17 protein-coding genes are annotated in these 18987 nt (G+C 57.8%); 12 read left to right on the forward strand and 5 right to left on the reverse strand.

Annotation, left to right across the window (positions count from 1 at the left end; genetic code table 11):
• Positions 1-292: 292 nt before the first annotated feature.
• The 7 genes from atzF to NUW46_RS15675 all read left to right on the forward strand — a co-directional run bounded on the left by atzF (position 293) and on the right by NUW46_RS15675 (position 7544).
• Positions 293-2107: an allophanate hydrolase gene (gene atzF, locus NUW46_RS15645; protein ID WP_418142047.1), complete on the forward strand. Its 1815-nt coding sequence runs from the start codon at positions 293-295 to the stop codon at positions 2105-2107.
• Between the two features lie 45 nt (positions 2108-2152).
• Positions 2153-2860, forward strand: coding sequence for a GntR family transcriptional regulator (locus NUW46_RS15650; protein WP_418140620.1), 708 nt, complete (start codon positions 2153-2155; stop codon positions 2858-2860).
• Between the two features lie 446 nt (positions 2861-3306).
• Positions 3307-3576, forward strand: a complete 270-nt coding sequence (locus NUW46_RS15655) for a ComEA family DNA-binding protein (protein ID WP_069184402.1) — start codon at positions 3307-3309, stop codon at positions 3574-3576.
• Between the two features lie 152 nt (positions 3577-3728).
• Positions 3729-4508, forward strand: coding sequence for a (Fe-S)-binding protein (locus NUW46_RS15660; RefSeq protein WP_418140621.1), 780 nt, complete (start codon positions 3729-3731; stop codon positions 4506-4508).
• Positions 4505-5944, forward strand: coding sequence for a LutB/LldF family L-lactate oxidation iron-sulfur protein (locus NUW46_RS15665; RefSeq protein WP_418140622.1), 1440 nt, complete (start codon positions 4505-4507; stop codon positions 5942-5944). The genes NUW46_RS15660 and NUW46_RS15665 overlap by 4 nt, the downstream gene beginning before the upstream one ends.
• Positions 5941-6594, forward strand: coding sequence for a LutC/YkgG family protein (locus NUW46_RS15670; RefSeq protein ID WP_222465245.1), 654 nt, complete (start codon positions 5941-5943; stop codon positions 6592-6594). The genes NUW46_RS15665 and NUW46_RS15670 overlap by 4 nt, the downstream gene beginning before the upstream one ends.
• Complete coding sequence (locus NUW46_RS15675) at positions 6591-7544, forward strand: DMT family transporter (protein ID WP_418140623.1); 954 nt, start codon at positions 6591-6593, stop codon at positions 7542-7544. The genes NUW46_RS15670 and NUW46_RS15675 overlap by 4 nt, the downstream gene beginning before the upstream one ends.
• Positions 7545-7550: 6 nt before the next feature.
• Here NUW46_RS15675 and gloA read toward each other — a convergent pair whose 3' ends face one another.
• Together gloA and NUW46_RS15685 are read right to left on the reverse strand one after the other, a co-directional pair.
• Positions 7551-8099, reverse strand: a complete 549-nt coding sequence (gloA, locus tag NUW46_RS15680) for a lactoylglutathione lyase (protein WP_069184407.1) — start codon at positions 8097-8099, stop codon at positions 7551-7553.
• A 303-nt stretch (positions 8100-8402) separates the two neighbouring features.
• The gene (locus NUW46_RS15685) at positions 8403-9539 is read right to left on the reverse strand and encodes an alkane 1-monooxygenase (RefSeq protein ID WP_418140624.1); all 1137 of its coding nucleotides are present in this window, start codon (positions 9537-9539) and stop codon (positions 8403-8405) included.
• Between the two features lie 251 nt (positions 9540-9790).
• Here NUW46_RS15685 and NUW46_RS15690 point away from each other — a divergent pair, with 251 nt between their 5' ends.
• The 5 genes from NUW46_RS15690 to NUW46_RS15710 all read left to right on the forward strand — a co-directional run bounded on the left by NUW46_RS15690 (position 9791) and on the right by NUW46_RS15710 (position 16224).
• Entirely contained in the window at positions 9791-10450 is a 660-nt protein-coding gene (locus NUW46_RS15690) for a GntR family transcriptional regulator (RefSeq protein WP_418140625.1), read from the forward strand.
• Between the two features lie 309 nt (positions 10451-10759).
• Positions 10760-11809 carry a DUF6160 family protein gene (locus tag NUW46_RS15695; protein ID WP_418140626.1) on the forward strand — a complete coding sequence of 350 codons (1050 nt, stop codon included), beginning with the start codon at positions 10760-10762 and terminating at the stop codon, positions 11807-11809.
• 65 nt (positions 11810-11874) lie between these two features.
• Positions 11875-12933 carry a lysylphosphatidylglycerol synthase transmembrane domain-containing protein gene (locus NUW46_RS15700; protein ID WP_418140627.1) on the forward strand — a complete coding sequence of 353 codons (1059 nt, stop codon included), beginning with the start codon at positions 11875-11877 and terminating at the stop codon, positions 12931-12933.
• A complete protein-coding gene (locus NUW46_RS15705; RefSeq protein WP_418140628.1) occupies positions 12930-15173 on the forward strand; it encodes a glycosyltransferase in 2244 nt (747 codons plus the stop codon). The genes NUW46_RS15700 and NUW46_RS15705 overlap by 4 nt, the downstream gene beginning before the upstream one ends.
• Positions 15174-15276: 103 nt before the next feature.
• A complete protein-coding gene (locus tag NUW46_RS15710) occupies positions 15277-16224 on the forward strand; it encodes a YbgA family protein (protein WP_418140629.1) in 948 nt (315 codons plus the stop codon).
• Positions 16225-16275: 51 nt separating this feature from the next.
• Here the strand turns inward: NUW46_RS15710 and NUW46_RS15715 are convergent, their stop codons facing one another.
• The 3 genes from NUW46_RS15715 to NUW46_RS15725 all read right to left on the reverse strand — a co-directional run bounded on the left by NUW46_RS15715 (position 16276) and on the right by NUW46_RS15725 (position 18924).
• Positions 16276-17007 (reverse strand): DUF481 domain-containing protein, encoded by a 732-nt coding sequence (locus NUW46_RS15715; RefSeq protein WP_418140630.1) that lies wholly within the window; start codon positions 17005-17007, stop codon positions 16276-16278.
• 21 nt (positions 17008-17028) lie between these two features.
• The gene (locus NUW46_RS15720; protein ID WP_418140631.1) at positions 17029-18048 is read right to left on the reverse strand and encodes a rhodanese-related sulfurtransferase; all 1020 of its coding nucleotides are present in this window, start codon (positions 18046-18048) and stop codon (positions 17029-17031) included.
• A 144-nt stretch (positions 18049-18192) separates the two neighbouring features.
• The gene (locus NUW46_RS15725) at positions 18193-18924 is read right to left on the reverse strand and encodes a DsbA family protein (RefSeq protein WP_418140632.1); all 732 of its coding nucleotides are present in this window, start codon (positions 18922-18924) and stop codon (positions 18193-18195) included.
• Between the last annotated feature and the right edge of the window lie 63 nt (positions 18925-18987).

Here is an 18987-nt window from a genome sequence, read left to right on the forward strand (position 1 = left end):
CATCTGCTGTTCCACACCCCTCACATCTCATTAAAAAACAATTAGTTATCTAGTATACAAGGCAGATTACGCAGGCCAGCACCACTAAACATGCCTCCAGAGCACAGCATTCATGAGCGATTTTGGTGCGCCCGCACCTGATGCGGGCAGATCTGAATCGTCCTGTGCATCAAAAAAACTCATAACCTTATGTTTTTCAGTCACTATCGATAAAAATCGGTAAATGGCACAGGCATTGCCATTCCTCATGTATACAAGTTGATTACGCACATGAGGAAGACGAATGCCTTCAATGCTCGGATGGACCATCAAGGACTGGCAGAACGCTTATAAGGAGGGCGCTACGCCCAGGTTACTGCTGGGTGAGTTGCTGACCGGCCTGGATTCAAACGATGCTGCGTGGATCTCGATTCTGGACCAGGAGGGGCTGGGTAAAGCGCTGTCTGAGCTGGATGAGCAGCTCGAGAAGGCTGGTGGCGATATCAGCACGCTGCCTCTCTACGGCGTTCCGTTTGCGGCGAAAGACAACATTGATGTGGCCGGGTTTGAAACAACCGCAGCCTGCCCTGCCTTCGCCTACACGCCGGCGGAAGATGCCCACACCGTGGCCAGACTCAAGGCCGCGGGTGCCGTGGTGATTGGCAAAACCAATCTGGATCAGTTTGCTACCGGTCTGGTAGGCACACGCTCCCCTTACGGTGCAGTCCCGAACACGTTCAAACCGGAAGTTATCAGCGGAGGCTCCAGCTCCGGCTCAGCATCGGTTGTCGCGAGAGGGCTGGTGCCTTTTGCCCTGGGTACCGACACCGCCGGTTCCGGCCGCGTGCCTGCCGGGCTGAACAATCTGGTGGGCCTCAAACCAACCAAAGGGCTGTTCAGCATTCGAGGCGTGGTGCCGGCCTGTCGTTCGCTGGACTGCGTATCCATTTTTGCGCTCACCGTAAACGACGCCGGCCTGGTGTCGGATACTCTGGCCGGATTCGACGCCGGCGATGCTTTTTCGCGCAAATCCCCGGACGCCTTACCGCTTGATGGCGCCGCCCTTCGGCGACCTGGACCCATTAAACGACTCGCCATTCCCGAGCATCCCCAATGGTTTGGCGATCAACAGTCGGAAGCGGCATGGAACACGGCTATCAGCCAGTGGCGTCAACAGAATGTGGAACTGATTCCAATGGACTTCAGCCCCTTGCTGGAACTCGCCGCGTTGCTCTACGAAGGCCCCTGGGTGGCAGAGCGCCATGCAGCCGTGGAATCGTTCATGGCCAGCCACAGCGATGAGATGAATCCGGTGGTCAAAAGCATTATCAGCAAGGCCGCGAACTTCAGCGCTACCGATACGTTCAAGGCCCTGTACCGCAAAGAAGAACTGCTTCGCCAGATCGATGAGCTGCTGGCCGACGTGGATGCCCTGCTGGTACCCACGGCTCCGACCGCACCCACCATCGAAGCGGTGAACGCAGACCCGGTGACCCTGAACAGCCAACTGGGCACCTATACCAATTTCGTTAACCTGGCCGACATGAGCGCCCTCGCTGTGCCAGCGGGGTTCCGGGATGACGGCTTGCCTTTTGGCGTTACCCTGATCAGCGGCGCGTGGAAAGATGCGGAGCTGCAACATCTGGCCTGCCAGTGGCTGAATTCACACCCCACACCGTTGGGCGCTACCGCCCGGGCGCGCCCCGAGGAGACACCCGGGGCCGCCATTTCCACACCCACCATCAAGGTGGCGGTTGTTGGCGCCCACCTCAGTGGCATGCCCCTGAACACGCAGCTCGGTGAGCGCCATGCGGTGCTGCTTGAGCAAACCACAACCTCGGCCCACTACCGGCTGTTCGCCCTGCCAAACACCACACCGCCGAAGCCCGGGCTTAAGCGCGCGGCCCCGGGCGAGGGGGAGGCGATCATTGTGGAAGTCTGGGAGATGCCCGCCTCCGCCTTCGGCTCCTTTGTGGATCTGATTCCCGCGCCCCTTGGTATTGGCAACGTTGAACTGGCGGATGGCCGATGGGTCAACGGCTTTATCTGCGAAGGCTATGGTTTTGAGGGTGCAGAGGATGTCACGGAATTCGGTGGCTGGCGTGCCTATATCGCCTCCAGATCCTGAGCATGGCAGGTAAATCTGGCGCCTGACGGGGGACAATCGGAGCCAATGGCAAACCAAAGAAGAAAAGAGTCCGTGGCAGACAGGGTGTATGAAGCCCTGAAAGAGGACATCTTCGAGTTCCGGCTACTTCCAGGCGACCGATTCAGCGAGGGAGATATCGGAACCCGCCTGAATGTGAGCCGGACGCCCGTCAGGGAGGCGCTTTACCGCTTGCAGCGGGAGGGCCATGTGGAGGTGCTGTTCCGCAGTGGCTGGCAGGTAAAACCGTTTGATTTCCGGCAGGTGGAAGAGCTCTATGACCTGCGCATCACCCTCGAGCGGGCGGCCGTGCACAAGATCTGTGGCCTGGCTGAGGAACCGGAAGCATTGCGCACACTCACCGCCCTCTGGAATCCCGATCATCCTTCGGAGCGTGCGGTGGGCAGTACGGTCCGGATGCTGGACGAAAGCTTTCACTGCGATCTGGTCGCCGCCGCAGGAAATCGGGAAATGACGCGGATTCATCGGGAGATCACTGACCGGCTCCGGATTGTGAGGCGCCTGGACTTCAGCCGGGAGGAACGGGTGGATGCCACCTACGTTGAGCATGCAGCCATTCTGGAGGCCTTGAGGAGCGGCATGGCCAGCGAGGCCGCCGATCGGCTGACCCGCCATATTCGTGCCAGCCAGAAGGCGGTTCGGGAGATTACGATGGAGCGAATCCGCGAGGCCGCGGCGGGCAATAAATTGCCTCGGAGGCCCCGCAAATACTGAACTCCGGTTCATTTTGCTCGCCTCCGAAATGCTTACAAATCTGTAAGACATATCGCACAACCCCCGGAGCGATTCTCCGATAGGTAGGAATTCTAACCACAGTAAAATGGTCAGTGTCAGGGATGACAAGCCAGCAAGGAATGTTGGCCCAAGGACGAGAGCTTCAAGGATCGAAGCCGCAAGGATGAAAACTCCATGGATATGGAGTTGCCCAAAGGATCAGGGCTTACAGGGATGACCACAGGGAAGACGCGCTCAGGATGAGTCGCACGCCTGAAGGAACAGGCAGGGGTCAGCCACGGAATCGGGGATCACAAGGAATGTGGTCCCGTCCGTGCACTCCCCATCCCCACAGACATTTCTGCTCTCCTCTTACATTTCGCTTCTGCTGCTTTGCGCCCTGGCACACAACCAAAAACGCAAATTAGCCTCAGGAGCTTACACCCATGAAGCGCACTCCGCTTTTCGCAACCCTCATTCTGCTGTTCAGCCTGGTTACCGGTTTTGCTTACGCCCAGGAAGCCGCTATCAATATCAACACCGCCGACGTGGCCACCCTCGCCAGCCTGAACGGCATTGGCCAGAGCAAGGCTGAAGCCATCGTTGCCTATCGCGAAGCCAATGGCCCGTTTGCAGTGACTGCAGATCTGGCAAACGTGAAAGGCATTGGCGAGCGCACTATCGAGAAGAACGCCGCGCGCCTGACCGTCAAGTAATACCCCGGGCAGTGGCGCGCTGCCGCTGCCCATCTTCCCTTCCTGCATCGCTCCATTTTCGATTTCCGGCTGCCCATAAAGTCGTCTGGCAACACCGCGCTCGCCACCCTATTATTGCTGGATAACAATTCAAAAATGACGAGCGTCGGCCCATGGTTGATCCCATCAAGGTTTATCCATCCAAACCTTCAAAAGTGTATTTCTACGGCACCTGTCTGGTGGACATGTTCTACCCGGATGCGGGCATTGCTGGTGTGGAGCTGCTGGAGCGTGAAGGCATTGAGGTGCTGTTCCCACAGGACCAGACTTGCTGCGGCCAGCCGGCCTACACCTCCGGTTACCATGACCAGGCCCGATCGGTAGCCCGTGCCCAGCTCGACCTGTTTCCCGGCGAATGGCCCATTGTGGTGCCGTCCGGCTCCTGTGGCGGGATGATGCGCAAGCACTACCCGGATCTGTTCAAGGACACCCCGGATGAAGTCAAAGCCGCCGAGGTTGCTGGCCGGGTCTGGGAGCTGACTGATTTTCTGCTGAACGTTTGCCATATCAAACTGGAAGACCTGGGTGAGCCCACCACGGTTGCCATGCACACCTCCTGTTCCGCCCGCCGTGAAATGGGCGTGGCCGAGGTGGGGCCGAAACTATTAGGCCAGTTGGAGAATGTGAATCTCGTGGAGCAGGTTCGGCCGGAGGAATGCTGCGGCTTTGGCGGTACCTTTGCGGTTCGCCACCCGGAGATTTCCGGCGCCATGGTGAGCGAGAAAATAGATGCACTGGTGGAGACCGGCACCCGACAGTTTGTCACCACCGATTGCGGCTGCCTGATGAACATTGCCGGGTACGCCGAGAAAAACCAGAAGCCTGTTGAAGGCCAGCACATTCTCAGTTTCCTGTGGTCGCGCACCCGGGGCAAAGGGGGGCAGCAGTCATGAGCGAGACAGCCGAGCACACTGGCCATCACATCGACGTAAAAGAGTTTCACCCGCGGGCTCAGGCGGCCATTCACAACCCCAAGATCCGCAAGAACTTCCGCAGCGCCATGGACGGATTGATGTCCAAGCGCAAGACGGCGTTCGAGGGCTGGGACCTGGAAACCCTCCGGGAACTGGGCGCCAATGTTCGGTTGCGGGCCCTGGCCAATCTGCCCGATTTGCTGGAGCAGCTTGAGAAAAAGCTGACTGAAAACGGCATCAAGGTGCACTGGGCCGTGGACGGCGACGAAGCCTGCCGGATCGTAAGGGATATCTGCAAGGCCCGGGATGCGAAGACGGTGATCAAGGGCAAATCCATGGTCTCCGAGGAAATGGAGCTGAACCATTACCTGAAAGCAGAGGGCATTGAAGCCCTGGAATCGGATCTTGGCGAGTACATCGTGCAGTTGGCGGATGAGACGCCCTCGCACATCATCATGCCCGCGATTCACAAGAATACCGGTGAGATCTCCGAGCTTATGCACGAGAAAACCGGCACGGATCTCTCCAACGATGTGGAATACCTCACCGCCAGCGCCCGCCAGCAGCTGCGGGAAAAGTTCATGAACGCGGATGTTGGCGTTTCCGGCGTGAACTTCGCGGTGGCAGAGACCGGCACGCTCTGTCTGGTGGAAAACGAGGGTAACGGCCGGATGACCACGACGGTGCCAAAGTGCCACATCGCCGTAACCGGCATCGAGAAGGTGGTGCCGAGCATGGAGGACGTCTCTGCCATGCTCGCCCTGCTGACAAGGTCTGCCACCGGCCAGCACATCACCACTTACTTCAATATGATTTCCGGCCCGCGCAAGGCCGAAGAGCTGGACGGGCCGGAGGAAGTTCATCTGGTGCTGGTGGATAACGGCCGCTCGTCGATCTACCAGGACGATGAGTTGCTGGATACCCTGCGCTGCATCCGCTGCGGCGCCTGCATGAACCATTGCCCGGTGTACACGCGGGTGGGCGGCCACGCCTATGGCACCACCTACCCGGGCCCCATCGGCAAAATCCTGATGCCGCATCTGATTGGCCTGGACGAAGGCCGGCATCTGCCGAGCGCCTCCAGCCTGTGCGGCGCCTGTGGCGAAGTCTGCCCGGTGAAGATACCCATTCCCGATCTGTTGGTTCGCCTTCGCCAGGAATCGGTGGATGGTGACAGCCTGCACCCGGCCAAGGTCCGCGGCCACGGCGCCAAGCGAAGCTCAAAAGAGGCACTGATCTGGAAAGGCTGGGCCTGGATGCACGCAAGCCCGGGCATTTACCGTTTTGGCACCAGCGCCGCGACAAAATTCAGGGCATTGCAACCCTCGAAAGCGGGCGCCTGGACCAACTACCGCACGGCCCCCAAACTGGCGGCCAAAACCCTGCACCAACGGATGAAGGAGCGTGGCCAATGAGTTCCCGGGAAACGATTCTTCAGCGTTTGCGCAATCGGACGGGTGGCGAACTGACGGTACCGGAATGCGACTTCTCGGTTCTGGTTCGGGACGACTGGTCCACCGCAGAACGCATCGAACGGTTCGAGAAGATGATCGAATCTGTGCATGGGGAAGTTCACCACTGCACCGAAGACATGTGGATGGACAGACTGGCCGAGGTACTGACCACCCGCGGTGCCAGGAATCTGCTGATCCCAAAGCAGCACGAAATCGGCCAGGCCCTTCGCAATGCCGGTCGTGAGGACCTGCCGGACCTTCTGATCTACGACGAGCCGATCGAAAGCTGGCAGGCCCATCTGTTCAACGAGGTGGACGCCAGCATCACCTCCACCCGCGGCGGTATTGCCGAGACCGGCTCGCTGATCCTGTGGCCAAACGACGACGAACCCCGGCTTATGAGCCTGGTGCCGCCGGTGCACATTGCCGTGCTGAAGGCCTCGGAACTCTATACCACCTTCCACGAAGCCATGCAGGCCCAGAACTGGGCCGCTGGCATGCCGACCAATGCCCTGCTAATCTCTGGCCCTTCCAAAACCGCCGACATCGAGCAAACCCTTGCCTACGGTGTTCACGGTCCCAAAGAGCTGATTGTGTTGATTATTGAATGATCCAAGGCGCCCTGTTGATCGCCCTGGCTGCCCTGCTATGGGCGACCACGGCCATTGTTGCGAAATTTCTGTTTACCGGTACCGAGCTGCAGGCCATTACGTTGGGCTTCCTGAGACTGGCCGTGGCCTTGCCTTTTTTCTGGCTGCTGATGCGGCGGGAGCAGACACGCCTTGAGCGCGCCAATCCGGGCGCCAGCGTGCCCGGCAGTTCTCTGCGAAGCCTTACGCGCAAGACCCTGATTCCGTTGGCGGCGCTTGGTCTGTTCCAGGCGTTTTACCAGGGCAGCTACCTTCTGGCCGTAGACCTCACCGGTGCGGGCATTGCCACCCTGATCGCGCTGTGTTTGCCTCCGGTGCTGGTGGCCATTCTGGCTGCGCCCCTGCTGGGAGAGAAGCCCAGCCTTTTAACCGTTCTGTCGTTGTTCGCGGCCATTGCAGGCACCGCCATGCTGGTTCTCAGCGATATGGACACCACCGGTACACTCCGGCTCGCAGGCATTCTGGTGGCGTTACTGGCCGCCTGTGTGTACACCGGGTTCACGCTCACCAGCCGCTACAGCTCTGCCGGTACACCGGTGTTCACCACGGCGTTTATCTGTTTCTTTACGGCGGCGCTGATTCTGTTACCGGTGGTGGCGCTGACTGGCGGGTTCGAGGGGCTGGAAACCCTCAACTTCGGCCACTGGCTGATGGTGATCTATGTGGGCGTGGTGCCAACCTGCATCGGGTATGTGTGCTTTTTCACAGGCATGAAAACGACACCGGCAACGCTGTCGAGCATCATCGTGACGCTTGAGCCGCTGTTTGTGGCGCTGCTGGCCTGGGTGTTTCTGGAAGAGATTCTGGGGCCGATCGGTATTGCGGGGGCGCTGATTCTGACTGCAGCGGTGGTGGTAGCCTCCCGCTACGGTCGTAAACCCGCAGCCGGCCAGGAGGCCGGTGCGGAGTAAGGAAGATCAGTCTTCCTTACGCTGTTTCTCGAGCATGTCCGGCTGCAGGATTTCAATCCAGTAGCCGTCCGGGTCCTTGATAAAGGCCAATCCTTTCATTTTGCCGTCGTCCGGCTTTTTCACGAACTCTACACCAAGCTTTTCCAGGCGGTCACAGGCGGCGTACACGTCGGGTACGGCAACGCCAATGTGGCCGAAGCCCTGGGGCTCGTCATTACCGTTGTGGTAGCCAAAGTCGTTGTCGTCTTCAGTGCCCCAGTTGTGGGTCAACTCAAGCATGGCTTCGCGGCCGAAGGTGTAGGTGGTGCGGTGGGCGTCGTCCTGGGGCACGAGGCCAGCCTGACGATCATCCAGGTAACCCAGGAAATACAGGGTGAACTTCATTTCGGGGAAGTCCAGTTTGCGAACCAGGCGCATGCCCATCACTCGGGTGTAGAAGTCCATGGAGCGCTCGGGTTCCTTGATGCGCATCATGGTCTGGTTGAATACGTAGCCTTCGGTTTCGGGAACGGGGTCTTCGTGCAGACCGGGGGCTTGTTCGAAATGCTTGGGCATTTTGGTTATCCCTTTTTTCCGTGGAGTTCAGAGGATATACCTGTGTGCGTTTCAATGGGATTTCAAGGGTGTGAAAAAGAGTGCGAAAAAAGACCCCGGGGTCAGAGACGAACCGCCGGGGTCTTGAGGGCCGGTTTTTTACGCCGGCGTTTCTTCAGAGACGCTCTGAAGATCTGTGGCTGGCAGGGCCATGAGGGGTTTCTTTCTTCCGGGAATCCGAACTCGCTTCGCTCAAACAGTCGTTTCCCTGCAGAAAGAAACCCCTCACACCCCTGCCGACCGAACCTTTGGAATGACCCGCTTTCAGGCCAACTGGTGTTCTTCGCCTTTGTAATAGGCCTCTACCCTTGGGTTCATTACCCGCCGCCAGAGTGGGGGGAACATTGCCAGGACGATCATTGCGGAGTAGCCGGCTGGTAGTTGGGGGGCTACGTCGTGGTGGCGGAGGATCTGGTATCTGCGTTTGGCCCAGGCGTGGTGGTCGCTGTGGCGTTGGAGGTGGAACAGGAAGACGTTGGTGAGGAAGTAGTTGCTGTTCCAGCTGTGTTCGGGGCCGGTGCGTTCGTAGCGGCCGTTTTCGAGTTTTCTGCGGTGCAAACCGTAGTGTTCGAGGTAGTTGACGATTTCCAGCAGGGTGAAAGCGATGAAGCTCTGGCCCAGGAAGAAGGCGGCGCCGAGCCAGCCGAAGGCGATGGTGAAGGCGGCCAGTACCAGGGCGCTGAGGCTGTACCACCAGATCAGTTCGTTGTTCCAGCTGAGGGCTTTGTGGCCTTTGCGTTGGAGGCGTTCGGCTTCCAGTTTCCAGGCGTTGAGGAAGTTGCGTACGTAGGCCTGGGGCAGGAAGTTGTAGAGGGACTGGTTGTACCGGGATGAGGAGGCGTCTTCCGGGGTGGAGACGTGGACGTGGTGGCCGCGTAGGTGTTCGACTTTGAAGCCGGCGTAGCAGACCAGTGACAGCAGGAAGCCGCCAGCCCGGGTTTCGAGTTTGTCGTCTTTGTGGATGAGTTCGTGGGCGACGTTGATGCCGAGGCCACCGACGATGCCGATGGAGACGATCCAGCCAATGCTTCCTATCAGGCTGAATGTACCGGAAGCCAGTTCCAGCATGCTCCAGACCAGCAAAGCTGCGAAGCCAGCAACCCAGCCCAGTGTGATGGCCTTGTAGAAGCGCTCGCCGACCATTCTTGGCACGTCGGTTTCTTCGTCCGGGTTCAGTGAATCCTTGCCCAGCAGCATGTCTAGGACCGGGATAATCCCGAAGACGACGACGGGGACGCCCCAGGAGAACAGGTTTACCAGATCAGTGGCCTGGCCGGCGGCCAGCAGCAGAGGGGGCAGCACCAGCGGCACCATGGCGATCAGGTAGCTGTACTTCTTGAGGGTCAGCAATATTCGCCGGCGGGTGGCATCGCGATTTACCGATAACTGTGTCGTGCTCATTGGGTTCTCTCCATCAAATGCTTGTTGGTGAAACTCTGATCACCTGTTGTTTTGTGCATTATTGTCCTACAATATATCAGTCGTCAACCAGCGACCGGGAGTTTTTTGACAAATGTCAGGAACCCTCAGCAGATCAAGGCGTTGTGACTGTCAGACTCGGAGGCTGTGATAAACTCATGCGCACGCATCCCCACGCCGGGCGGCTTACCGCAGCAGCCGACCGGTTTTTAAGACCTGTTCAGAGAGCCTTTATGGATTTTCAGGTGCCCAACACTCTGGCCGAGCAGATTGCCAATTACCTGGCCGAGCGGATCATGACCGGGCAGATTCGCCCCGGTGAGCGGATTCAGGAGGCGACCCTGGCCGGTGAATTGAAGGTGAGTCGTGCCTCGGTGAAGGAAGCCCTGTACACCCTGGAGCGCTGGCATCTGGTGGAGATCACGCCCCGCAAGGGTGCTTCGGCAACCCGGCTGGACGCGGACCATGCGTCCGAGCTTTACGATGTATACATGCATTTGCTGATGATGATGGCGGTGCGTTTATGCGAGCGCTGGCAGGAGAACGATAAGCCTCTGGTGCTTGGGGCAGTGAGCAGGGCTGTTGAAAAGATCAACGAGGGCTCTGCCGACATCTCCGGGGTGGTTGAGGCGAGTTTTGATGTGATGGATGCCTGTTGTGAGGTGGTGGGGAATCCTTATCTCACGGAGGCTTTGTCGAATTTCAAGCCGGCGGTCAGTCGTGCCTATTATCTGAGCGCGGATCGGTATCGGCGGGATCTGGCGCAGACCAGTGAGTTTTTTGCCAATCTGCCACAGGCTGTGCTGGCGCGGGATTCGGATAAGGCGCAGGCGTTAATTCGGGAGTTTGCGGAGCACCAGAAGTCTCTCATTCAGCAGGCTTTGGCTTCCTAGGCCAAGAACATTTGGTGCTAGCGGAGGAGATGGTCGGGCTTTCCAAAACACGCTGTAAATACCTCCCTGTACGCTCGGTCGCGCCATCCCTGGCGCTCCACGGTTTTGGAAAGCCCGACCATCCCCTCCTCCCTCACCTTTTCGATGCCTCGATTGTGACAGAGAGCACGGATCTAGAAGGTTTCGCCCTCTATCGTAACAGTCTGTAACAAACCAAAGTTCTGCTGCATAGGTTGTGTTGTCCCCCTGCGGCCCGGAAGCTCTGTTTGAGCTTCCTGAAAAAACATTAAAAAATGGATCCGGGGCACCATGACTTCCATTTCTCTCTCAACGTTCTCCAAATCAAATTGCACCTTGCGATTGTTCCGAGCCACCACAGCGTTCGTATTGGGTTTTGGTGTCGCCCTGCCCGTAACAGCGGATTTCCGGCCGCTGGGCGATGCCGCCATGGCAAGCGTAACCGGTCAGACGGGTGTCACAATTGAGATGGCAACGAAGATCAGCATTGGTCAGCTGACCTATCAGGATGAAGGACAATTGAATGTGGATAACATTCGACTGTCCGGTCAGAACGATACTATGTTGGATAACATGAAGCTGACCATTGATATTGCCGGTCAGGATGAAGTGCTGGATTTCGGGTTTTCGGAGATTGCTCGTCGTGCAGATGCCGGGACGCTGGATCCGAATGATCCCGACGTAGCGGATGCCCTTGCTGCCTACAAACAAGCCAATGGCGCGTTTGGCAAGCAGTTCAATGACGGCGATTTGGTGATGCACCTTGGCGCGATCGATTACGGTGATCCCTCCAGCCTTGGTGATTTCCGGGACGCGGTAGATTTCGAGTTGGCGATAGACAGCATTGCGTTGAGTAAGTCTGACGGCAGCGCACCGACCACGACGATGTTTTCGGATATTCTGCTGCAGGGAAACCTGGGGCCGACTGACCTCGTGATTCGCAACTCAGGCAGCGAACGCACGCTTTCAAACGGTAATGTAGTGTCCGAGTCGGAGCTGCAACTCGACAGCCATTTTGAGATCACCAACGGCAGGCTGAACTGGGATGTGGCCGATGTAATTCTGATCTTCAATCTCGCTGCCATCGGTATCGAGGATCTACAGATTCACAACCGCCGGGGCGACGACACTTTGGGGCATTTCGGGATGGCCAACGTCAGTGCCAAGCTGTCCAAAGGAACAAGCGCGGCAACCGGGGTGGAAGGATTATCCATTCATGATGTGGAGTTCAGGGCCGATATTGATATGCCTGTGTTCCGGGTTGGCGACAAAAGCATCGGCAGCGTTTATTTCACCGACTTCACCATTACCAACACCACCATGATGGTATATGGCCACTAGCCGGACACTGGACACCCACCACACCCTACCCTGTAAACTGCCCGTCTCACTCTGACGGGCAGCCCATGACTCACTCCACGGACATCGACTATTCGAAACGCGCCTCCGGAAAAAGGCTGGCGATGTTCAGTCTGTTGTTTGTGGCGCTTACCGCTGCCGGGCTGTATGCCGTTTACGACCTGTTTGCCGAACGCACCCTTACTTTTGATGCCAGGCTGATCGCTCCGGGGACCCTGTTATCGGTGGCTGGTCTGTTGCTGGTTTATTTCATCTCTGATGGCCTTCGGCTCTACTTTACCCTGCGTGCTTTAGGGCACCGGCTGCCCCTGCCGGCTATATTCCGGCTGGTATTTATCAACCTGTTTTTCTCCAACATCACACCGATGGCCACCGGGGGCGGTTTCGCCCAGATCTGGTTCCTCAGCCAACATGGTGTTCCGGTTGGCAGGGCCACGGCAGCCACAACGATTCGCACGGTACTGGCGGTATTGTTCATTTTCTCGCTCACGCCGGTATTCCTGCTAACACTCAAGTCACTGGACGGTAATTCGATTGTCGGCGATATCGGCACCGCGCTGGCCTTTCTGATCGTTCTGTATCTCGGCTTTTTCCTGGTGCTGCTGTTCCGGACGCGTTGGCTGATTGGCCCATTGACCCGACTGCTGAGGACTGCACGTCGACTGCACCTGATCAGTGAGCGCCGCCACCGGCGATGGCAGTTCAAGGCACGCAGGGAGATGCTGCGGCTGTCACGGAGCTTTGGTGATTATCTGCGCGGCGCTCCGGTGTTCGTCTGGCTGTCCATCCTGTTCACGGCCATCTTCTTACTCAGTCTGTTCAGTTTCCCGGCGCTTTTGATGCACAGTCTGGACTACAGTGTTGATTACGTGATGTCAGTGGGCCTGCTGGTGGTGACGACCTTCGTTATGTATTTTTCACCCACGCCTGGTGCCTCCGGTATCTCGGAAGGTGTTTTCGGGAGTTTTTTTCGGGATATCCTCTCGGGTAACCACTTGATTCTGGTCATCGTCTGCTGGCGCCTGCTCACCATCTACCTGGGCATGATCATCGGGCTGGTGGTGCTGCAGAAGGAACTTGTCGCCAATCGCAGGAGAGCCGGATGATTTTCCGCAACCCCCTCAAGCTTCTGTTCTACCTCTGCCTGCTGGTGGTGTTTCTGCTGGTGGGCTACAAGACCTATCTGAACCTGTTCACAGAGGATTTCGAGGGGATCCATACCGAGCAGGTGGAGCAGATCTATCGTGAGCTTGACCCCGGTGAATCATTCAGCTTTGCGGTGGTGGGTAACATCAACAACTCGGTGGGGGTTTTCGAGGACCGCATCATTCCGGAACTGAACCGGTCCGGGCTCGATTTTCTGGTCTCGGCGGGTAATGCAGTCAGCGGCGGTGGCGAAGACAAGTACCGCGCCCTCTACGGCACTCTGGGTCATCTGGAGATTCCCTACCTGCTGACCTTCGGCGCCCACGAGTTTGAGGATTTTGGCAGTTTCCGTTTCTACGATCACTTCGGCCCGCACTTCTTCAGCATAGAGGCAGGTGCCGCCCGGTTGATTTTCCTCGACAGCACTGGGAAAACCCCCTGGCGCTGGCAGATCCGCTGGCTGAAGGATCTGCTGGCCCAGGACAGCTCAAAGGCCCGAATTCTGTTCATCGGGCACCCGCCCCTGCACCCGGACGAGAACGCCCCGTTCGATCAGAAGGATGATTACCTGGCGCCGCCCGAGTTCCGGGACGAACTGCTCCGGACAATCGAAGAACATGATGTTGACCGGGTGTTTTCCGCCAACCTGTCGCTCTATTCCGAAAAGACGGTCGGAGACACCACGTTTGTTACCACGGGCGGTGCCGGTGGCCTGGTCATGAACAACGACACCAGTTTCTATCACTATGTGCGGGTGAATGTGGGCGCCGATGGCGAGGTAAGCCACAACCTGGAGCGCCTCGAAGTAGGCCAGCACCCAATTCTGAAGCGGCTGGAGAGTCTCTGGTTCTTTATTTACTCCCTGTTCTACACCGGCTACCTCAACTTCATTCTGATTGTCGCCGTGTTTGCGGCCATTGCCATCAAACTCTACGGCGCCATTTTTATCGGCAAGGATTATTACCCGGACTACGATCTGGACCCGGCCCCCTGGCTCGAAAAACCGATGCGGGTGGCGATGTTTACCAACAACTACCTGCCCTTTATTGGCGGCGTGCCGATTTCCATCGAACGCCTGCGGCGGGGTCTGGAAGCCCTTGGCGATAAACTGCTGATAGTGGCGCCCCGCTACAAGGGCCAGCCTGAGGCCGAACCCCACGTACTTCGGGTGCCCTCACTTCTGGCCATGGGAGAAAAGCGGGAATTCAGGTTGGCCAATATTTTCCTGGGCCGGATCCGCAAGCGAGTGAGGGCCTTCAAGCCGGATATTATCCATCTGCATCATCCCTTCTGGCTGGGGTCGCTGGGACTGTTCGTGGCGCGTACTCTGAGTATACCGGCCATCTATACCTACCATACCCGGCTGGAACACTATGCCCACTTTGTGCCCTTGCCGGGCATGCTGTTCCGGAACCTGATCTCCCACGCCCTGATCAAGCGGTTTGCCAACAAGTGCGACGGGGTCATCGTGCCCACCTACTCCACCGAGGAATACCTGCGGATGATCGGGGTGAAAACGCCGACGTTCGTGCAGCCGACAGGCATCGAATACCACAAATTCCAGGACGTTCAGCAGGAAGACATCAAGAAGCTGCGTGACAGGCTGGAACTGAAAGACGAAAAAGTGTTCGTCAGCGTTTCCAGGCTCTCCAATGAGAAGAATATCGACTTCATGATCGAGGCCATTGATGCCCTGAGGCGGGAAACCGATGTGCCCTTCCGGTTCCTGATGATCGGCGATGGCCACCAGAAAGACCGGCTGCAGAAAAAGATTGAAGACCTCGGGCTCCAACAACACTTCACCCTGGTCGGCGCCGTTCCGCCGGACGAAATGGCCATCTGGTATCGGCTTGGCGATGCCTTCCTGTTTGCCTCGATATCCGAAACCCAGGGCATGGTCATTCTTGAGGCCATGGCCGCCGGCTTGCCGGTAGTCGCGGTTCGATCCAGCGGTATTGAAGACGTGGTTCGGCACGGGTTCAACGGATTCAAAACGCCGGAGAAACAGGACCAGTGGCGGGCGCAGGTGAAAAAACTGCTGGAAGACGACGAACTGCGCGAGAAGCTCTCCTCCCAGGCCCTGGAGTTTGCCGGGGATTATTCGGTAGAGCAGTTTGCCAGTGACGTTCGCACCATCTACGCCACCACCCTGGCCATGTACGACAAAAAGCGGAAAGGATCGGTGCTTCGACCCGAGTAAGTAGGGTTACGGTTTTCCTGGCGGAGCTGATCGGGCTAGACTCAATTCACGTATTACAAAGACAGTTTTCACCCTCGGATCGACCTGAAGAATGGAGAGTAACGTGAGCGGTATCCCTGTCGGAATCAGCACCTGCCTGCTGGGAAAGGAAGTTCGCCATGACGGCGGCCATAAACATTCCCGTTACTGCACCCAGGTGCTTTCAAAGCATTTTGATTTCCGCTCGATCTGCCCTGAACTGGAAGCGGGCCTGGGCGTTCCACGCCCTGCCATCCACCTGCGCGAATACAGTGACGGCCTGCGCCTGATCGAAACCACGGGCGCGGCGGACCATACCGATGCCATGCAGGGCTTTATCGACCAGGTCATGCCCACCCTGGCTGACCTGCGCGGCTACATCCTGATGGCCAAGTCCCCCAGCTGCGGAATGGAGCGGATCAAGGTCCACAATGAGGATGGCAACGTCATCCGCCGCGATGGCCGGGGCATGTTTGCGGAAGCGCTACTGAAGGCTTATCCGCTGATGCCGGTGGAGGAAGAAGGACGTCTCAATGACGACATGATCCGGGAAAACTTCATTGAGCGTGTATTTGCCTACGACGACTGGATGCAGAACGTGGCCGGCGACAAGCTTTCCGCTCAGGCGCTGATCGAGTTTCATACCCGCCACAAGTTTCAGCTTCTGGCCCACTCGGAGCGAATCTACCGCCAGCTCGGCCCCATGCTGGGAGACCTGAAATCCGAACCATTGGAAGCTATTGCGGAACGCTACATCCACCAGTTTATGGAGGCCATGAGCAAGAAGGTGAGCCGGGGTTCACACATGAACGCCATGCAGCACCTGATGGGCTACCTGAGGGATTCCATGGGTGATGAAGACCGCAAGGTACTGATGGAGCAGATGGAGGCTTATCGCCGGGGCGAGGTGCCGTTGGTGGTTCCGATGACCCTTCTGCGCATGGCTCAGCGCAGGGAGCCGGTGGACTACCTGCATGCCCAGCAGTACCTCACACCCTATCCGGATGAGCTGGGCCTCAGAAACAACGTTTGATGCTGAAGGTGGGGTCAGATGAACACGTCATCTGACCCGGATTTCACGTCCTCAAAAACCATAGATAAGCGAAAGCGACGTTTCCGTGTCGGTGTCTTCAGAGCCTGCGGGCGGATCCGACAGGTGCTTGACCCGGAACGCAGCCTTCATGGAGAGGTTTCCCACCACATTCGCCTGCAGTGACGTTTCCCACTCGGTGACCGTGTTGTTCTCGTCCAGTCCGATTTCAGTACTCAGCTTCTGACGGAACAGTGAGTTCTCCGACAGCGCATAATCAAACTGGCCTGCCAGGCGGGCGATCGCCTCTTCTTCGGCATCCTCGCCCTGGGCATTCACCGTTTCCAGTTTGTTGTAGCGATAACCGCCACCGACCGAGAGATCCAGGAAGGAACGCTCGCCGGATGTCCACACACGGTGTCCATAGCCCGTCGTCACTGAAGATTCGAAATCGTAGCCGGAGAAACGGTCGTCCTCGTAGGAGCCCCGGAGGAACCAGTACTGGTTCTCTGCAAACTTGTAGTCAGTTTCCAGGGCGGCCAGATACTTCTCGGCTGTGGTTTCGTCGTCGGTCTCGGAATAATTGGTCCGGAATTCACCCGTGTTGCGCCAGGTTTCGACCTCATGGATCAGCCCCAGGCGCCCCTTGATGTTGGTCTCTTCGGTATTGCCCGAGGTGATCAACACACCCAGCTCGGTTTCACCCTTCCAGTTGTCTGCCTCCTGCGCACTGGCAAAGGGCGCGATAACAACTGCGGTAATAGCTACGGCCTGTCGTAAATCCATGAAGTCTCCTTTCCGGGTTGGTCAGGCCCTCTCGGTGCTGCTCGCCCTTTCGCCCTCCAGGCTTTTGCGGGCCTGACGTTCTCTTTCAGCCTTTTTCCGGGCCTTGCGCTCGGCGATGATGCGCGCCGCTTCGCCGCCAACGTGGGCCTCACCCCGCTCCTCCGCCAGACGCATCTGGCGTTCACGCTCGGCAAACCGGGCTTTCTGCTCTTCGGTCAGCGAATCGATGCACTGATGACAGCTCACACCCTGCTCATACTCCGGGCGCTGCTTGTCCTCTTCGGTAATCGGCCTGCGGCAGGCGTGGCACTGGTCGTAATCGCCACGCTCCAGTCGATGGTTAACCGTTACCCGGTCATCAAAAACAAAGCACTCTCCGTGCCACAGGCTCTGCTCCTCCGGCACCTCTTCGAGATATTTCAGAATTCCACCCTTGAGGTGATACACCTCCTCGAAACCCTGTTCCTTCAGATACGCGGTGGATTTCTCGCAACGGATACCCCCAGTACAGAACATGGCGACCTTCTTGTGTTTCGAAGGATCCAGGTTCTGCTTCACGTATTCCGGGAACTCCCGGAAGGTATCGGTGGCCGGATTGACGGCATTTTTGAAGGTGCCGATTTCCACTTCGTACTGGTTGCGGGTATCAACCAACACAACCTCAGGATCGGAAATCAGATCATTCCATTCCTTCGGATCAACATACGTGCCGACAATCCGCTTCGGATCGATACCCTCCACACCCATGGTGACAATCTCTTTCTTGAGCTTCACTTTGGTGCGTTTGAACGGCTGGATGTCCACAAAGGACTCTTTGTAATCAATGCCGTCGAACCGCTCGTCGCTGGCGATCCAGGCTTTCACGGCATCAATACCCTCTCGGCTGCCGGCAATAGTGCCATTGATGCCTTCGCGCGCCAGCAGCAAAGTGCCATGCACGTCTTTCTCAAGCATCAGGTCCAGCAGGGGCTGGCGGAGGGATTTGTAATCATTCAGAACTGCGAACTTGTACAGTGCGCAGACAACAACGTTGTTGCTCATCATTTTCTCCTGCGGGCCGGACCGTAAATCCGGAGCATGGTTTGGTAACTGTTTGAAAGTCTCGGAGGCCGGAGCCTGAGAGGGCGCAAATTTTAACCAACTCAGGCTCACGATCAAGTGCGGGGTTACCCTTGGAGCAAAGCGTCAGTCCGCCTCATTGGCCAGTTCACGCTCAACCACGGCAGAAAGTTGACCCCAGCCGGGACGAGTCAGGCGGATGTTATCCACCAGAACCGTTGGTGTGCTGGTGACTCTTAGTTGCATGGCCACCTGGCGGCTCTGCTCGACAGCTTCACGGTGCAACTCGGTAGTCATGCACCGGCGGAAGCGCCGTTCTTCCAGGCCCAGATCACCGGCGTAACGGGTGAAGGTGGCAACCGGGTCGTTCGAGCCGCTCCATTCGGTCTGGGAATCGTACAGGCGATCGTGCATGGCCCAGTAGGCGTCCTGATCCCCGGCACACCGGGCAGCCTGGGCCGCTGGCATGGCATTTTGATGCTGCTGCAATGGCAGATCAAAGTAGACGAAGCGAACCTTGCCCGCCTCCACATACTCTTCCTTCAACTGCTTGCTGGCAGAGGAAAAGCTGCCACAGGCGGGGCACTGGTAGTCGGCAAATTCACGCACCACCACGGGGGCATCCTCGGGGCCAACAGAGACGCCGTACTGGTCCAGTTGGGCCGGGAAATCATCGGCATTGGGCGCGGCGACGGGCAGTTCGTCAGAGGTCGGCTCGGGTGCGGCGGTCAGGAAAAAGACACCGAGGAGCACGGCGGCCAGAACCAGAAGACCAATACCGGCATACAGCGGCTTATTGGATTTTGCTTTTCGGGGAGGCGGTGCGCCGGTTTCCTTGCGACGTTTTGCTTCACCCATGGAAGGACTCCTTATTCTGTTTGTGGTTTCCGGAATTAATTAGCTCGCGACCGTTTTCAGATC

It is taken from the genome of Marinobacter sp. MA (assembly GCF_048298425.1).
Lineage (GTDB): Bacteria > Pseudomonadota > Gammaproteobacteria > Pseudomonadales > Oleiphilaceae > Marinobacter > Marinobacter salsuginis.

What these genes read in the sequence shown, in the direction of transcription:
- NUW46_RS15705 (WP_418140628.1), top strand. Translation starts at nt 12,930, where the DNA reads ATGATTTTCCGCAACCCCCTCAAGCTTCTGTTCTACCTCTGCCTGCTG.
- NUW46_RS15695 (WP_418140626.1), top strand. Translation starts at nt 10,760, where the DNA reads ATGACTTCCATTTCTCTCTCAACGTTCTCCAAATCAAATTGCACCTTG.
- NUW46_RS15655 (WP_069184402.1), top strand. Translation starts at nt 3,307, where the DNA reads ATGAAGCGCACTCCGCTTTTCGCAACCCTCATTCTGCTGTTCAGCCTG.
- NUW46_RS15675 (WP_418140623.1), top strand. Translation starts at nt 6,591, where the DNA reads ATGATCCAAGGCGCCCTGTTGATCGCCCTGGCTGCCCTGCTATGGGCG.
- NUW46_RS15665 (WP_418140622.1), top strand. Translation starts at nt 4,505, where the DNA reads ATGAGCGAGACAGCCGAGCACACTGGCCATCACATCGACGTAAAAGAG.
- NUW46_RS15690 (WP_418140625.1), top strand. Translation starts at nt 9,791, where the DNA reads ATGGATTTTCAGGTGCCCAACACTCTGGCCGAGCAGATTGCCAATTAC.
- NUW46_RS15700 (WP_418140627.1), top strand. Translation starts at nt 11,875, where the DNA reads ATGACTCACTCCACGGACATCGACTATTCGAAACGCGCCTCCGGAAAA.
- NUW46_RS15685 (WP_418140624.1), bottom strand. Translation starts at nt 9,539, where the DNA reads ATGAGCACGACACAGTTATCGGTAAATCGCGATGCCACCCGCCGGCGA.
- gloA (WP_069184407.1), bottom strand. Translation starts at nt 8,099, where the DNA reads ATGCCCAAGCATTTCGAACAAGCCCCCGGTCTGCACGAAGACCCCGTT.
- NUW46_RS15650 (WP_418140620.1), top strand. Translation starts at nt 2,153, where the DNA reads ATGGCAAACCAAAGAAGAAAAGAGTCCGTGGCAGACAGGGTGTATGAA.
- atzF (WP_418142047.1), top strand. Translation starts at nt 293, where the DNA reads ATGCTCGGATGGACCATCAAGGACTGGCAGAACGCTTATAAGGAGGGC.
- NUW46_RS15715 (WP_418140630.1), bottom strand. Translation starts at nt 17,007, where the DNA reads ATGGATTTACGACAGGCCGTAGCTATTACCGCAGTTGTTATCGCGCCC.
- NUW46_RS15660 (WP_418140621.1), top strand. Translation starts at nt 3,729, where the DNA reads ATGGTTGATCCCATCAAGGTTTATCCATCCAAACCTTCAAAAGTGTAT.
- NUW46_RS15670 (WP_222465245.1), top strand. Translation starts at nt 5,941, where the DNA reads ATGAGTTCCCGGGAAACGATTCTTCAGCGTTTGCGCAATCGGACGGGT.
- NUW46_RS15725 (WP_418140632.1), bottom strand. Translation starts at nt 18,924, where the DNA reads ATGGGTGAAGCAAAACGTCGCAAGGAAACCGGCGCACCGCCTCCCCGA.
- NUW46_RS15720 (WP_418140631.1), bottom strand. Translation starts at nt 18,048, where the DNA reads ATGAGCAACAACGTTGTTGTCTGCGCACTGTACAAGTTCGCAGTTCTG.